At 63.6% G+C, this 14,430-nt stretch carries 13 protein-coding genes; 12 read left to right on the plus strand and 1 reads right to left on the minus strand.

Going from position 1 to position 14,430, the window contains the following annotated elements:
• Positions 1-106 precede the first annotated feature (106 nt).
• The 4 genes from V8N38_RS04520 to aroL all read left to right on the plus strand — a co-directional run bounded on the left by V8N38_RS04520 (position 107) and on the right by aroL (position 4,544).
• Complete coding sequence (locus tag V8N38_RS04520) at positions 107-1,222, plus strand: ABC transporter substrate-binding protein (RefSeq protein ID WP_060423264.1); 1,116 nt, start codon at positions 107-109, stop codon at positions 1,220-1,222.
• A complete protein-coding gene (locus tag V8N38_RS04525) occupies positions 1,215-3,338 on the plus strand; it encodes a TonB-dependent siderophore receptor (protein ID WP_147839371.1) in 2,124 nt (707 codons plus the stop codon). Before V8N38_RS04520 ends, V8N38_RS04525 begins: the two co-directional genes overlap by 8 nt.
• 53 nt (positions 3,339-3,391) lie before the next feature.
• Entirely contained in the window at positions 3,392-3,910 is a 519-nt protein-coding gene (locus V8N38_RS04530; protein ID WP_147839372.1) for a GNAT family N-acetyltransferase, read from the plus strand.
• Between the two features lie 109 nt (positions 3,911-4,019).
• The gene (gene aroL / locus V8N38_RS04535; protein ID WP_147839373.1) at positions 4,020-4,544 is read left to right on the plus strand and encodes a shikimate kinase AroL; all 525 of its coding nucleotides are present in this window, start codon (positions 4,020-4,022) and stop codon (positions 4,542-4,544) included.
• A 36-nt stretch (positions 4,545-4,580) separates the two neighbouring features.
• Here the strand turns inward: aroL and V8N38_RS04540 are convergent, their stop codons facing one another.
• On the minus strand, positions 4,581-5,324 hold the full coding sequence (locus V8N38_RS04540; protein WP_147839374.1) for a helix-turn-helix domain-containing protein: 744 nt from the start codon (positions 5,322-5,324) through the stop codon (positions 4,581-4,583).
• Between the two features lie 96 nt (positions 5,325-5,420).
• Here V8N38_RS04540 and V8N38_RS04545 point away from each other — a divergent pair, with 96 nt between their 5' ends.
• The 8 genes from V8N38_RS04545 to V8N38_RS04580 all read left to right on the plus strand — a co-directional run bounded on the left by V8N38_RS04545 (position 5,421) and on the right by V8N38_RS04580 (position 14,428).
• Complete coding sequence (locus V8N38_RS04545) at positions 5,421-5,825, plus strand: nuclear transport factor 2 family protein (RefSeq protein WP_087763270.1); 405 nt, start codon at positions 5,421-5,423, stop codon at positions 5,823-5,825.
• A gap of 47 nt (positions 5,826-5,872) precedes the next feature.
• Positions 5,873-6,073, plus strand: a complete 201-nt coding sequence (locus V8N38_RS04550) for a YaiA family protein (RefSeq protein WP_046688340.1) — start codon at positions 5,873-5,875, stop codon at positions 6,071-6,073.
• A gap of 144 nt (positions 6,074-6,217) precedes the next feature.
• Complete coding sequence (locus V8N38_RS04555) at positions 6,218-6,718, plus strand: RNA polymerase sigma factor (protein WP_060423284.1); 501 nt, start codon at positions 6,218-6,220, stop codon at positions 6,716-6,718.
• Positions 6,719-6,794: 76 nt separating this feature from the next.
• Positions 6,795-7,748, plus strand: a complete 954-nt coding sequence (locus V8N38_RS04560; RefSeq protein ID WP_060440594.1) for a FecR family protein — start codon at positions 6,795-6,797, stop codon at positions 7,746-7,748.
• A gap of 156 nt (positions 7,749-7,904) precedes the next feature.
• Entirely contained in the window at positions 7,905-10,604 is a 2,700-nt protein-coding gene (locus V8N38_RS04565) for a TonB-dependent receptor (protein ID WP_147839375.1), read from the plus strand.
• A gap of 78 nt (positions 10,605-10,682) precedes the next feature.
• Positions 10,683-11,249: a heme acquisition protein HasA gene (locus V8N38_RS04570; protein WP_033642038.1), complete on the plus strand. Its 567-nt coding sequence runs from the start codon at positions 10,683-10,685 to the stop codon at positions 11,247-11,249.
• A 72-nt stretch (positions 11,250-11,321) separates the two neighbouring features.
• Positions 11,322-13,100 (plus strand): type I secretion system permease/ATPase, encoded by a 1,779-nt coding sequence (locus V8N38_RS04575; protein WP_147839376.1) that lies wholly within the window; start codon positions 11,322-11,324, stop codon positions 13,098-13,100.
• The gene (locus tag V8N38_RS04580) at positions 13,097-14,428 is read left to right on the plus strand and encodes an HlyD family type I secretion periplasmic adaptor subunit (protein ID WP_064290409.1); all 1,332 of its coding nucleotides are present in this window, start codon (positions 13,097-13,099) and stop codon (positions 14,426-14,428) included. The genes V8N38_RS04575 and V8N38_RS04580 overlap by 4 nt, the downstream gene beginning before the upstream one ends.
• The last annotated feature ends 2 nt before the right edge of the window (positions 14,429-14,430 follow it).

Below are 14,430 nucleotides of genomic sequence, written 5' to 3' on the forward strand. Positions count from 1 at the left end.
CCCGGCGCCGTTTCCCGGATTTCTTTTGGCAATCGCCGTGCAGGATTGCAAGTGCTAATGAGAGTGATTATCATGCGCACACTATTTCCCCCGTGTCGGCTTAATCATGCGCAATTCCCTCATTTTACTGCTGCTTTCCCTGTGCTTCGGCGTGTTCTCCGCTCAGGCGAAGACGGTGACCGATATCACCGGCCGCCAGGTCGTGGTGCCGGACAACCCGCAGCGCATCGTGGTGGGGGAAAGCCGCATGCTGTATACGCTGGCGCTGCTGGAGCCGGGCAACCCGGCGCAGCGCATCGTCGGCTGGCCGGCGGATCTGGCGCGGTTCGATGCGCAAAGCTGGCAGCTCTATACGCAGAAGTTCCCGCAGATCGCCGCGATCCCCATTATCAGCGGCAATAATTTCCGCCAGGTCAATATTGAAAGCCTGCTGCAGCTGAAGCCGGATCTGGTGATCCTGGCGCGCTACGCGCGTGAAGACGGCGATAACGATCTGCTGGTTTCCGCGCTGAACAAGGCCGGCGTGGCGGTAATCTACGTCGATCTGCGCATCGATCTGCTGAACAACACCGTGCCGAGCGTACGGCTGCTGGGCGAAGTGCTCAATCGCCAGCAGCGCGCTGAGCAGTTCATCGCGTTTTATCAGCAGCATATGGCTGTGATTCAGCAGCGGCTGGCGGGCTATCAGGGGCCGAAGCCCAAAGTGATGCTGCACCTGCATCTGGGGCGGCGCGACACCTGCTGCACCACCGCCGCGCATGGCAACCTTGGCGATCTGCTGACCTTCGCCGGCGGCGACAACATCGCCAACGCCAGCGTCAAAGGGGTGTACGGTGAGCTGAACCCGGAAACCATCCTGAGCGCCAATCCCGACGTTTACCTCGCCACCGGCATGGCCGGGCCGCAGGGCAAGCGGCTGTCCGATCTGCGCCTCGGGCCGCAGGTCAGCCAACAGGACGCCGCCGACAGCTTCCGCCGGCTGATCGCCACACAGCCGATGCTGGCCAGCCTGCAGGCGGTGAAGCATCACCGCGCCTGGAGCGTCTGGCACAACTTTTACCTCAGCCCGTACCACGTGGTGCTGGTCGAGATGTTCGCCAAAGCGTTTTACCCGGATCTGTTCGCCGACATTAACCCGCAGCAGACCTTCCAACAGCTGTATCAGCAGTTTTTGCCGTTACCTTTTTCAGGGACCTATTGGAGTCAGTTAGATAATGAATAACAACAAGCGCGGCTGGTGGTGCGCATTGCCTTTGGCGGCCTGCGCGACATCGCCGACGTGGGCGGCGGAGAAAGCCGCGCCGCAGGAAGAGAGCCTGGTTGTGGTCGGCCGCAAAGATGCCGACGGCGTGCAGAGCTATCAGCCGTTGACCAGCGTCACCGGCACCCGCAGCGAAACCAACCTGCTGAACGTGCCGCAGGCGATCGACGTGGTGCCGCAGCAGGTGATTACCGATCAGGCGGTCAGCAGCCTGGACGAAGCGCTGTACAACGTCAGCGGCATTACCCAGGCCAACACGCTGGGCGGCACCCAGGACGCGGTCATGAAACGCGGCTTCGGCGACAACCGCGACGGCTCCATTCTGCGCGACGGCGTGCGCTCGGTGCAGGCGCGCAACTTTACGCCGACCACCGAGCGGGTGGAGGTGCTCAAGGGGCCGGCCTCGATGCTGTACGGCATGGGCGAGCCGGGCGGGATGATCAATATGATCACCAAAAAACCCCAGCTGCAGCAGCACACCCACGTGGAAGGCTGGGGCAGCAGCTTCAACGGCGGCGGCGGCCAGCTCGACGTTACCGGGCCGCTCGGCACGTCGGGGTTTGCCTATCGCATGATCGTCGATCACGATGAAACCGATTACTGGCGCAACTTTGGCCGCAATCGCCAGACAGTGATCGCGCCGTCGTTGATGTGGTACGGCGAGAACACCACCGTGCGCTTGGCCTATGAACATATGGAATATCTGGTGCCGTTCGATCGCGGCACCATTATCGATTCGCGCACCGGCAAACCGGTGAATACGCCGCGCGATCGCCGTTTTGACGAGGCCTATAACGCCACCCGCGGCGATCAGGACAGCATTACCCTGCAGATCGATCAAACGCTCAACGAGCGCTGGAAAAGCTCGCTGACCTACGCCTACAGCCGCAACAGCTACAGCGACAACCAGGCGCGCGCCACGGCGCTGAACCCGGTGACCGGCGTGTTGAGCCGCCAGGCCGACTCGACCGCCAACGCCGTCAGCCACGCCAACGCGGTGCAGCTGACGCTCAATGGCGACGTGGACTGGGGCAGCATCAACCACCAGATGCTGTTCGGCTTCGATTTTGAAGATAACCGCACCTACCGCGGCGACATGATCCGCGGCAAAAAGAACAGCGATTTCAATATCTATCATCCGGTATACGGCCTGATGCCGCCGTCGACGGCGGTCAGCGCCAAAGACAGCGACCAGCGGGAAAACCTCACCAGCTACGGTTGGTTTATGCAGGATTCCATCCAGCTAACCGATAAATGGCTGGTGATGGGCGGGCTGCGTTACGATGCTTTCGACGTCTATGCCGGCAAGGGGCGGCCGTTCCAGGCCAATACCGACAGCTCGGACAGCAAGCTGGTGCCGCGCGCCGGGGTGGTGTACAAGCTGACGCCTTATGTGTCGCTGTACAGCAGCTATACCGAGTCGTTCAAGCCGAACTCTTCCATCGCCACCCAAATTGGTTCGCTGCCGCCGGAGCAGGGCAAGTCGTGGGAAGTCGGCGGCAAGCTGGCGTTGCCGAACGGCGTCACCGGCACGCTGGCGCTGTTCGACATCACCAAGCGCAACGTGATGGTCAATGAGCTGGTGGAGGGCGAAACCGTGACGCGCACCGCCGGGCGTGTGCGTTCGCAGGGCGTGGAGCTGGACGTAGCCGGTAACCTCACCGATTCGCTGAGCCTGATCGGCTCCTATGCGTATACCGACGCGCGGGTGGTGGACGATCCGGACAACAAGGGGAAAGAGATGACCAACGTGGCGCGCCACACCGCCTCGCTGTTCCTGACCCAGAACCTGGGCAGCCCGGGCCTGTACAGCGGCGATGAGGTGCGCATTGGCGCCGGTGCGCGCTACGTAGGACGCCGCCCGGGTGACGCTGCCAACAGCTTCTCCCTGGATAATTACACCGTTGCCGATGCGTTCGCCGCTTACACCATGCCGATCAACGGCTATCGGGTGAAATGGCAGCTGAACGTGAAGAACCTGTTCGATAAAACCTACTACCCGTCCAGCGGCGGTAATTTGCGCGTGGCGGTGGGGGAACCGCGTGAGGTGGTGCTGCGCGGCAGTATCGATTTCTAAGCTACGGGCGGTGAAATTTGCTTAAATAACCGCCCCAACGTTAAGGAGAACCCATGAGCCTGCAGATTCGTTTGGCGCAGCAGCGGGATATCGTGCATCTGATGGCGGTTGAACGTTCGGCGGCGCAGCTGTTTCGCCAGCAGCCGGAATGGCGCTTTATCGCCGAAGGCGAGGTGATGGCCCCGCAGCAGCATGCCGCGTTTATTGCCGAACGCCGTGAATGGCTGGCGGAAAGCGACAACGGCGAGTGCGCCGGTTTTATCGCCGTGCAGGTTCAGGGGGGCGATTGGCACATCGCCGAATTGTCGGTCGCCGGCACCTGGCAGCGGCAGGGCGTCGGCCGTCGCCTGATCGGCGCGGTGGCGGAAGAGGCCAAACGGCAGGGCGCTGGCCGCCTGACGCTCACTACCTTCATTGAGGTGCCGTGGAATGCGCCTTACTACCGGCGGCTGGGATTCCGGCCGCTCGACGACGCGCGGCTCACGGCTGCCCTGCGGCGGCATCTGGATGAGGATCTGGCGCACGGCTTTGCCGTCGGCAGTCGCTGTGCCATGGAATTTACACTATCGTAAATATTGAAATACAGAGCGGGCAGGGTATGATGCTGCCACCACGCCATCGCACCCGCTCGGTATTTTGGTATGCAATGCACTCAAGTCACCGCATAAGGGACAACCCGTAATGACACAAACCCTGTTCATGATAGGCGCTCGCGGAGCCGGCAAGACGACGGTAGGCAGCGCATTGGCGCTGGCGTTGGGCTATCAGTTCGTCGATACCGATCTGTTTATGCAGCAGGCGGCGCAGATGAGCGTGGCGGAAATGGTTGAGTGCGAGGGCTGGCTGGGGTTCCGCCGCCGCGAGACCATCGCGTTGCAAACCGTGACCAAGCCGTCAACTATAGTTGCCACCGGCGGCGGGGCGATCCTGGCGGAGGAGAACCGTCAGTTTATGCGTCAACATGGCACCGTTATCTACCTGCGCGCGCCGGCCAGCGTGTTGGCGCGGCGGTTGGAAGAGTTCCCGGAAGATGCGCAGCGCCCGACGCTCACCGGCAGGCCGATCGCCGAGGAGATGCTCGAGGTGCTGGCGGCGCGCGAAGCGCTGTATCAGGACGCCGCGCATTACGTGATAGACGGCGCCGCCGATCCGCAGCGGGTGGTGGAACAAATCCTCGCGGTGCTGCCGCGTGAGACGGTGAAGTAACCCTTTCTTCTCTTCGGGCGCTGGGCGCCCGTTTTCTTATTCCGTTTGCCGAGCCGGCGCAAAGTACGCCCCGGGCGTGACGCCGAAGCGGCGGCGAAAGGCGGCGATATAGGCGCTGACGTTGTCATAGCCACAGGCGTCGGCCACCTCGCTGACCGCTTCGCCGCGTGATAATCCCTCCAGTGAACGCAATACCCGCGCCTGCTGGCGCCACAGCGCGAAGCTGATGCCGGTTTCCTGCAGAAAACGGCGGCTCAGGGTGCGCGGGCTGAGCCCGGCCCAGGCGGCCCAGTCGCGCTGGCTGCGCAGGCTGGCGGGATCGTTCAGCAGCGCCCGGGCGATGTTCAGCAACCGTGCGTCCTGCGGCAGCGGCAATTGCAAAGGGGCGCGGCTTGCCGCGTGCATTTCGTCCAGCAGCACCTGCAGCAGCCGCTGTTGCGGCGCACTCAGCGGGCCGGCGGGAAACTGCGCGATGCGCTCCACCAGGGCTTGCAACAGCGCAGAGGCCGTGAACAGCTGCGGCTGCGGCGGCATCTCCGGCAGGCTTTCCACCGGCAGATACAGACTCCAGCCCGCCACGTCGCCGCAGGCCAGCGCCTGATGGGCGCATCCCGGCGGCAGCCAGCCCAGCGTACCGCCGGCGATCGCCCATTGCCGGCCCGGGAGTTCCATGGCCAGCATGCCGTGCGTCAAGAGATAGATCTGGCCGCCTTCGTGCCGGTGCCAGGGCGTCAGGTGTTTTTTTTCATGCTGAAGGCGTTGGCTGCGGATCTGCGTCATGTTGGCCGTTTAACGTTACTAAAAGTCTTGATGTGGTTATTATGCCATCGCCTGAGCGGGATAGGATCGTCGTTCACCCTATTTCGGAGAAACGTGATGACTCAACTTACCCCACTGGATCTGGTACTCGATACGCTGCAGCAGGTCGTCGCCAGCCCGGAACATCGCCCGGCGCAGATCGCCGCCCGCTTCAGCGCGGGCTACCGCCAGCAGGTGGATGGCAAGGCGCTGAACTTCGAGCAGTTTGAGCAACACATGGCGCTGCTGAAGCGGCAAACCCGCCGCATGACGCTGAGCGTGATCGCGGCGGCGGAGCAGGGCGAGGCGGTGCTGACCCACCATCTGGTCGAGCTGGAAAAGTGCGATGGTTCCTGCAGCCGCGTGCGGGTGCTGGCGCACTTCACCGTGCGTGAGGGCCGCATTTGCGCCTGTGACGAACTGACCGAGCTGTTGGCGGGCTCCCCCGGCGATCGCGATCTTGGCTCGCGCGTGTCGGAATGAGGGCGGCTGCTATACTTGCTACTGTGTGAAACACACGGGAGAACGGCATGCGCGAAAATGATCAACCTGCTTATCCACGGAGCGCCCGCGTCGTAGAGGTGTTTCGGGGCGACCCGAGCCTGCATCTGCGCCGTTTTGAAGTGCGCACCGACGACATTGAGCCGAATACGCTGCTCAGTGAACATGAAACCGAGCAGGAAGCGCTCGACGCCAAGCATCGCTATGAGGACGAGGCGTTAGAGCTCTGACCTGCAGCCCAGCGGAAACCGGCGTCAGGCCGGTTTCCTGTTTATCCCCGCCTTAGCACATATTTCCCAGAACAATATTGATAATGATAATCATTTATGTGATTTTTATCGCCCCTATTGGGTGTTTCACTTCTGGGAAAAGAGATGTCCAATTCCGAGTTGCAGGCGCTGTTTCTGCGCCACATGCGGCCGCTGCAAACTTATTTGAACGCCAAACTGCGCGACCCTCAGCTGGCCGCGGATTTGGCGCAGGAAAGTTTTACCCGCCTTACCGAGCAATACCCGCAGGGTAACATTCTCGATATTGAGGCCTACCTGTATAAAACCGCCAAAAACCTGATGCTCGACCATCTGCGCCAGCAGCAGCGGCGGCAGACCGAAGCGGTAGAAGACGACATTCTGGCGCAGTATCCCTCCGGCGAACCGGCGCTTGAACAACTGGCGATCGATAGCCAACTGCTGCAGCTGTTGCAACAGGCGTTGGCGGGCATGCCGTCGCGCACGCAGCAGATTTTCCGCCTTAACCGGCTCGATGGCCTGACCCAGGCGCAGGTGGCGGCGCAGCTGGGCGTGTCGCTCAGCACGGTGGAAAAACACCTGGCCAGCGCGCTCGAGCGGCTGATGGCGCGTATGGAAGAACAATAATGGCAATTTTTTTACGGGTTTATCCGCCCTCAGACGTCTTAACCTATAACCAGAAAAAACAGGGGGCTACGTCATCATGAAACCGCTAACCGCGCAGGCGCGACAGCAGGCGGCCGCCTGGGCCGTACGCCTGGCCGAAGGGGCGCTGCCCGCCGAACGGCGGCAAGCGCTGGACGCCTGGCTGGCCGATGATCCGCAGCATCCGGCGGCGCTGCGTCAGGCGCGCCAGCTTTGGACGACGCTGGGGCAGTTGCCGCCAGAGCAGCGGCAGGCCTTACAGCCGCAGGTGGCGGCGCTGAAAACGCCCTCTCGCCATCGATGGCCACGCTGGGCGGTGGCGGCGGCTGTGGCGATCGCCGTTTCCTTCGGCGTTTATCGCGGGCCGGATCTGTGGATCGGCATGCAGGCGGATTATCAAACCGTTCGCGGCGAGGTGCGCGAAGTTGCGTTGCCGGACGGCAGCCGGGTGGCGCTGGACAGCGGCAGCGCGATCGCGCTGGCGTATTCTGCAGACGAGCGCAAGGTGCGATTGCTGCGCGGCACCGCCTATTTTATCGTCGCGCCGCTGGGCGGGGCGGAACGTCGCCCGTTCAGGGTGGAGGCGGAAAATGGCGTCACGCAGGCGCTGGGCACCGAGTTCAGCGTAGCGCGCACCGAGCAGGGCGTGGATGTCAGCGTGCATCAGCACAGTGTGCGGGTGACGCTCGAGCGCGGCGAGCGCTCGCTGGTGGTCGCGCAACGTCAGGCGGCGCATTACCGCAGCGGCCTGCTGTGGCTGACGCGGCAAGCGGCCGGTGATGACGCCTGGCGGCGCGGCTGGCTGGTGATCGACCGCCAACCGCTGGCGCAGGCGCTCGCGCAGCTCAATCGCTATCGCGAAACCCGCATCGTGGCGGTCAACCCCGCGCTAAGAGCACGCACGGTGAGCGGCGTGTTCGCGCTCAATAAACTCGATGACGGCGTCGGCGCCATTCGTCAGGAACTCTCCGCCCGTCAGCTGAATCTCCCCGGCATCACGCTGCTGTACTGAGCGGCAAAGGCGGGCCGGGATGCCCGTTTCGCCGCTATTTTCACTTTCTGTAAAAAATCTTTACGGGTTTTTGCCTCCCGGAACGTCCTTATGTTTAAACGAGATTGATTTCCATTATCACTTGGTTTGACATTCTTTCGGGTGGAACACACACGCATGTTTATTCACAAGGGAACCACGCCGGCCGGCCGATTGGCCACGGCGGTACGCGCCGCGCTGGCGGCGATGATGCTGACTCAGCCGGCGGTGGCGCTCGCCGCCCAGGCTGACGCGAGCAGCGCGCAGGCCGCACAGCAAAAGCATTTCAACATTGCGGCGCAGCCGCTGCAGAGCGCCATGTTGCGCTTCGCCGAGCAGGCCGATATGCAGGTATTTTTCGACGAGGTGAAGCTCGACGGCATGCAGGCGGCGGCGCTGAACGGCAGCATGAGCGTTGAACAGGGCCTGCGGCACTTGATTGGCGACAATCCGGTGGCTTTCCGCCTGCAGCCGCAGGGGCAGATCGTATTGAGCCGGTTGCCGACGGCAAACGGCGACGGCGGCGCGCTGGCGCTGGATAGCCTGACGGTGTTGGGCGCCGGCGGCATCAACGCCAACGATTGGGTTTACGACGAACCGCGCTCGGTCAGCGTCATCAGCCGCGAACAGATGGACAACCGCCCGGCGCGACACGCGGCCGATATTCTGGAGCAGACGACGGGGGCCTATTCCAGCGTCAGCCAGCAAGATCCGGCGCTGTCGGTCAACATCCGCGGCATACAAGACTATGGCCGGGTGAACATGAACATCGACGGCATGCGGCAGAATTTTCAAAAGAGCGGCCATGGCCAGCGTAACGGTACCATGTACATCGATTCCGAGCTGCTGTCCGGCGTGACCATCGACAAGGGCACCTCCGGCGGCATGGGCAGCGCCGGTACGCTCGGCGGTATCGCCACCTTCAATACCGTCAGCGCGAGCGATTTCCTGGCGCCGGGCAAAGAGCTGGGCGGCAAGCTGCACGCCAGCACCGGCGATAACGGCACCCACTTCATCGGCAGCGGCATACTGGCATTGGGCAACGAAACCGGCGATATCCTGCTGGCCGCCAGCGAACGCCACCTCGGCGACTATTGGCCCGGCAACAAGGGCGACATCGGCAACATTCGCATCAATAACGACACTGGCAATTACGATCGCTACGCCGAGAGCATCAAGAACAACAAAATCCCCGACACAAATTACCGCATGCACTCGCGGCTGGCCAAGGTGGGCTGGAACCTGCCCGCCAATCAGCGCCTGCAGCTGAGCTATCTGCAGACCCAGACCGCGTCGCCGATCGCCGGCACCTTGACCAACCTGGGCACCCGCCCGCCCTATGAACTGGGCTGGAAGCGCACCGGTTACAGCGACGTGATGGCGCGCAATGCGGCATTCGACTACAGCCTGGCGCCGGAAGGCGTCAACTGGCTCGATTTTCAGGCCAAGCTGTATTACGTCGATACTCAGGACGACAGCGACACCTACAGCACCAGCTCGCTGCTGGACAACGGCTACGCGACGCGCACTCGTCTGCGTACCTATGGCGCGCAGGCGCAAAACACCTCGCGCTTCAGCCTGGCGCCGGGGCACGACTTCCGCGCCAACTACGGGCTGGAGTTCTATTACGACAAAGCGACCAGCGACTCTTCCCGCCAGGGCATGGAAGGGGTGACGCCGGCCGGCAACCGTTCGGTAGCCAGCCTGTTCGCCAACCTGACCTACGACTACGACGGCTGGCTGACGCTGGAGGGCGGGCTACGTTACGACCGCTATCGCCTGCGCGGCCAGACCGGCCTGAGCTATCCGGATTTGGCTAAGGATGGGCAACGCTACACGATTGACAATCCTTGCAAAGCGCTGCGTCTGACTGGTTGTTCAACCACCACCCGCGAGGATTGGGCGGTTGACCGCGATCAGGGCAAACTGTCGCCGACGCTGGCGGTGGCGGTGCGCCCCGGCGTGGAGTGGCTGGAGCTGTATTCCACCTACGGCAAATCCTGGCGGCCGCCGGCGATCACCGAAACGCTGACCAACGGCAGCGCGCACAGTACCTCCACGCAATACCCCAACCCGTTCCTGCAGGCCGAGCGCTCGCGCGCCTGGGAAGTCGGGTTCAACGTGCAGCAGCCGGATCTGTGGTTTGAGGGCGATCGGCTGGTGGCCAAGGTGGCCTACTTCGACACCAAAGTGGATAACTACATCAACCTGGCGATAGACCGCAATAAACCGGGGCTGGTGCAGCCGAGCATCGGCAATGCCGCTTACGTCAACAACCTGTCGAAAACCCGCTTCCGCGGGCTGGAGTACCAGCTCAACTATGACGCCGGGGTGTTCTACGCCGACCTGACCTACACCCACATGATCGGCAAAAACGAGTTCTGCTCGAACAAAGCCTGGCTGGGAGGGCGTCTGCGCTACGGCGACGGTTCGCGCCGCGGCAACTTCTATGTTGAACCGGATGCCGCGTCCAATGATGCCGTCACGTGCGACGGCGGCTCGCAGTTCGGCACGGCCGCCTATCTGCCGGGCGATCGCGGCTCGGTGACGCTGGGCGGCCGCGCTTTCGATCGCAAGCTGGACGCCGGGGTGACCGTGCGCTTCGCGCCGGGCTATCAGGACAGCTCGGTGCCGTCCAACTACCCGTACCTGGCCGACTGGCCGAAGTATACCCTGTTCGATCTGTACGCCAGCTACAAGCTGACCGACAGCCTGACGCTGCGCGGCTCGGTGGAGAACCTGACCAACCGCGCCTACGTCGTCAGCTACGGCGAGACGCTGGCCAACACGCTGGGGCGCGGCCGCACCGTGCAGGGCGGGGTGGAATACCGTTTTTAAGCAGTAAAAGGGCGTTGCTCATTCTTGAGCACAAGGGCGGCCTCGCAAGGGGCGCCATTCATCAATGGAGATAGAGAAATGGCATTTTCAGTCAACTATGACAGCAGCTTCGGCAGCTACAGCATCCATAACTATCTGAACGAGTGGGCGTCGTCATTTGGCGATATCAACCACACCAACGGTAACGTCACCGACTCCAACAGCGGCGGCTTCTATGGCGGCAGCCTGTCCGGCAGCCAATACGCCGTGACCAGCACCGCCAACAACGTTACCTCGTTCGTGGCGGGCGGCAACCTGACCTACACCTTGTTCAATGCCCCGGCGCACACCCTGTACGGCCAGCTGGATTCGCTGTCGTTCGGCGATGGCCTGAACGGCGGCGGCTCCACGCCGTACAACATCCAGGTGCCTGACGTCAGCTTCGGTGGCCTGAACCTCAGCAGCCTGCAGGCGCAGGGCCACGATGGCGTGGTGCACCAGGTGGTGTACGGCCTGATGTCCGGCGATACCGGCGCGCTGGAAACCGCGCTGAACGGCATCCTCGACGACTACGGCCTGAGCGTCAATTCCACCTTCGATCAGGTGGCGGCGGCGACGGCGGTGGGCGTGCAGCATGCCGACAGCCCGGAACTGCTGGCGGCCTGATCGCGGCCGTTTGCCCGCCGGTGCCGCGCGCCCCGGCGGGCATTTTCTCGTTTTTAGCCGATGGAAAACGCCATGAAAAACGCCGTCAGGCGCGGAGAAGTGATGAACGTGCTGGCCGCATACCGGCGCGGATTTTGGGGCATCGCGCTGTTTACCGCGGTGATCAACCTGCTGATGCTGGCCCCGGCGCTGTACATGCTGCAGGTCTACGATCGCGTGTTGCCGTCGGGCAACCGCATGACGCTGGCGATGCTGACCCTGATGGTGGTCGGCCTTTACCTGTTTATGGGGCTGCTGGAGTGGGTGCGCAGCCAGGTGGTGATCCGCCTCGGCGCCCAGATGGATATGCGCCTGAATCAGCGGGTCTACGACGCCGCCTTCGAAACCAACCTGAAAACCGGCAACCCGCTGGCGGGGCAGGCGCTGAACGATCTGACCAACCTGCGCCAGTTCGCCACCGGCAATGCGCTGTTCGCCTTTTTCGATGCCCCCTGGTTCCCGGTTTATCTGCTGGTGGTTTTTCTGCTCCACCCCTGGCTTGGCGCGTTGGCCAGCGCCGGAGTGATCGTGCTGGTGCTGCTGGCCTGGCTCAACCAGCGGGTGTCGCAGGTGCCGCTCGCGGAGGCCGGCCGGGTCGCGCTGAGCGCCACGCAGCAGGCCAACGGTAACCTGCGCAATGCGGAGGCCATCGCCGCCATGGGGATGCTGACCGACTTGCGCCTGCGCTGGCTGCGGCAGCATCAGCAGTTCCTGCTGTTGCAGAACCGCGCCAGCGAGAAAATCGCCGCCGTCACCGCCTGGTCGAAAACCGTGCGGCTGGCGCTGCAGTCGCTGATGTTGGGCTGCGGCGCGCTGCTGGCGGTCAGCGGCGACATTACGCCGGGCATGATGATCGCCGGATCGATCCTGATTGGTAGGGTGCTGGGGCCGATCGATCAGCTGATCGGCGCCTGGAAGCAGTGGTCGTCGGCGCGCCAGTCCCTGCAGCGGCTGGAGGTGATGCTGGCCGCCAACCCGCCGCAGGCGGCGAGCCTGCCGCTGCCGGCGCCCAGCGGCGCATTGGCCGTGAATCAGCTGACCGCCGCTGCGCCCGGGGAGAGCGTACCGGTGTTGCACGGCGTCAGTTTTCGTCTGGAGGCCGGCGAGGTGCTGGGCGTCATTGGCGCATCCGGCTCCGGCAAAACGCTGCTGATGCGCCAACTGGTCGGCGCGCTGACGCCGCTCAGCGGCGACGTGCGGCTGGACGGCGCGGATCTCCGGCAGTGGGACAAACAGCAGCTGGGGCCGCATATCGGCTATCTGCCGCAGGATATCCAGCTGTTCGCCGGTACGCTGACGGAAAACATCGCCCGCTTTGGCCAGGTTGACGCCGAGAAGGTGGTGGCCGCCGCCGCGCTGGCCGGCGTGCACCAATTGATCCTGCATTTGCCCAAAGGGTATGAAACCGAGCTGGGCGAGGGCGGCAGCGGCCTGTCCGGCGGCCAGCGTCAGCGGGTGGCGCTGGCGCGCGCGCTGTATGGCTCTCCGGCGTTGGTGGTGCTGGATGAACCGAATGCCAACCTCGATCGTGAAGGGGAAGAGGCGCTGCAACGGGCGATCGAAGCGCTGAAGGCGCGCGGCACCACCATCGTGTTGGTGACCCACAAACCGGCGATCCTGGCGACGACCGACAAACTGCTGGTGCTGGCCGCCGGCCAGGTGCAGCACTTCGGCCCCAGCGACGCCATCCTGAAGAAACTGCCTGGTTTTGCGCCCGCTGCCGTACCGGCCAACGTCGGGCGCAGCAGCGGCGGCTTCAACGTCAACTACGCCAACTTTGCCAAAACGGCCAGCGGTGAACGAAAAGTATGAGCAATCAGAGTGTGATCCCCGGCGATATCGACGCCCTTTCCCGACAGTTCGACGAAGGGCGTCATCTGCGGCTCGGCGGCTGGCTGGTGCTGCTGGGATTTGGCGGCTTCCTGCTGTGGGGGCTGTTGGCGCCGTTGGATAAGGGCGTGCCGGTTTCCGGCAGCGTGGTGGTGGCCGGTAACCGCAAGGCGGTACAGCACCCGAGCGGCGGCGTGGTGTCGCAAATTCAGGTGCATGAGGGGGATCGGGTCCGCGCCGGGCAGGTGCTGTTGCTGATGGATACCGTCGACAGCCGCACCCAGCGCGATGCGCTGCGCAGCCAGCAGTTGAGCAACGCCGCGCAGCGGGCGCGGCTGCAGGCCGAGCGCGACGGCCTGCAGGCGATCGTTTTCCCCGCGTTGTTGCAAGCGCGGCGGGAGGAGCCGGAGGTGATGTCGTTGATGCTGTTGCAACAGCAGCTGTTCACCAGCCGCCGTGCGGCGTTGCAGAGCGAGCTGGCGGCGATCGCGGAGAGCATCGCCGGATCGCAGGCGATGCTGGAGGGGATCCGGCAGTCTTACGCCAGCAAACAGCGGCAAAAGGCCATGTTGCAGGAGCAGCTGGGAGGCATGCGCAAGCTGGCGGCACAGGGGTATGTGGCGCGCAACCGGCTGCTGGATCTGGAAGGGCAGTATGCGCAGATCGACGGCCAGGCGTCCGAGGACACGGGCAATATCGGCCGCCTGGGGCGCCAGATCCTGGAGCTGAAGCTGCGGGCGATCCAGCGGCGGGAAGAGTATCAGAAAGAGGTCAGCAGCCAGCTGGCCGAGGTGCGGATGAAGCTGGACGAACTGGATAACCGCCTGGCCAAGGCGGAGGCCGATCTGGGCCATACGCAGGTGAAAGCGCCGGTGGCAGGCACCGTGGTGGGGCTGAGCGTGTTCACCGAAGGCGGCGTGATCGGTGCCGGTCAGCAGCTGATGGAGATCGTGCCCAGCGATCGGGGGCTGCAGGTAGAGGCGCGTATCCCGGTCGAGCTGATCGACAAGGTGCAGGTGGGCTTGCCGGTCGAGCTGTTGTTCTCGGCGTTTAACCAAAGCACCACGCCGCGCGTTGAGGGCGAAGTGACGCTGGTCGGGGCCGATCGCCTGACCGACGAGAAAAGCGGTGCGCCCTATTACAGCGTGCGCGCCAAGGTCAGCGAAGCGGGCCTGCAGCGCTTGAACGGGTTGGAGATCCGCCCGGGGATGCCGGTCGAAGGGTTCATCCGCACCGGCGAGCGTTCGATGATGAACTACCTGTTCAAACCGCTGACCGATCGCCTTCACCTGGCGCTGACGGAAGAGTGAGC

It is taken from the genome of Serratia nevei (assembly GCF_037948395.1).
Classification (GTDB): domain Bacteria; phylum Pseudomonadota; class Gammaproteobacteria; order Enterobacterales; family Enterobacteriaceae; genus Serratia; species Serratia nevei.

Bases quoted from the DNA above. Each gene is read 5' to 3' on its own strand.
- V8N38_RS04520 (WP_060423264.1), top strand. From the start codon at position 107: ATGCGCAATTCCCTCATTTTACTGCTGCTTTCCCTGTGCTTCGGCGTG.
- V8N38_RS04525 (WP_147839371.1), top strand. From the start codon at position 1,215: ATGAATAACAACAAGCGCGGCTGGTGGTGCGCATTGCCTTTGGCGGCC.
- V8N38_RS04530 (WP_147839372.1), top strand. From the start codon at position 3,392: ATGAGCCTGCAGATTCGTTTGGCGCAGCAGCGGGATATCGTGCATCTG.
- aroL (WP_147839373.1), top strand. From the start codon at position 4,020: ATGACACAAACCCTGTTCATGATAGGCGCTCGCGGAGCCGGCAAGACG.
- V8N38_RS04540 (WP_147839374.1), bottom strand. From the start codon at position 5,324: ATGACGCAGATCCGCAGCCAACGCCTTCAGCATGAAAAAAAACACCTG.
- V8N38_RS04545 (WP_087763270.1), top strand. From the start codon at position 5,421: ATGACTCAACTTACCCCACTGGATCTGGTACTCGATACGCTGCAGCAG.
- V8N38_RS04550 (WP_046688340.1), top strand. From the start codon at position 5,873: ATGCGCGAAAATGATCAACCTGCTTATCCACGGAGCGCCCGCGTCGTA.
- V8N38_RS04555 (WP_060423284.1), top strand. From the start codon at position 6,218: ATGTCCAATTCCGAGTTGCAGGCGCTGTTTCTGCGCCACATGCGGCCG.
- V8N38_RS04560 (WP_060440594.1), top strand. From the start codon at position 6,795: ATGAAACCGCTAACCGCGCAGGCGCGACAGCAGGCGGCCGCCTGGGCC.
- V8N38_RS04565 (WP_147839375.1), top strand. From the start codon at position 7,905: ATGTTTATTCACAAGGGAACCACGCCGGCCGGCCGATTGGCCACGGCG.
- V8N38_RS04570 (WP_033642038.1), top strand. From the start codon at position 10,683: ATGGCATTTTCAGTCAACTATGACAGCAGCTTCGGCAGCTACAGCATC.
- V8N38_RS04575 (WP_147839376.1), top strand. From the start codon at position 11,322: ATGAAAAACGCCGTCAGGCGCGGAGAAGTGATGAACGTGCTGGCCGCA.
- V8N38_RS04580 (WP_064290409.1), top strand. From the start codon at position 13,097: ATGAGCAATCAGAGTGTGATCCCCGGCGATATCGACGCCCTTTCCCGA.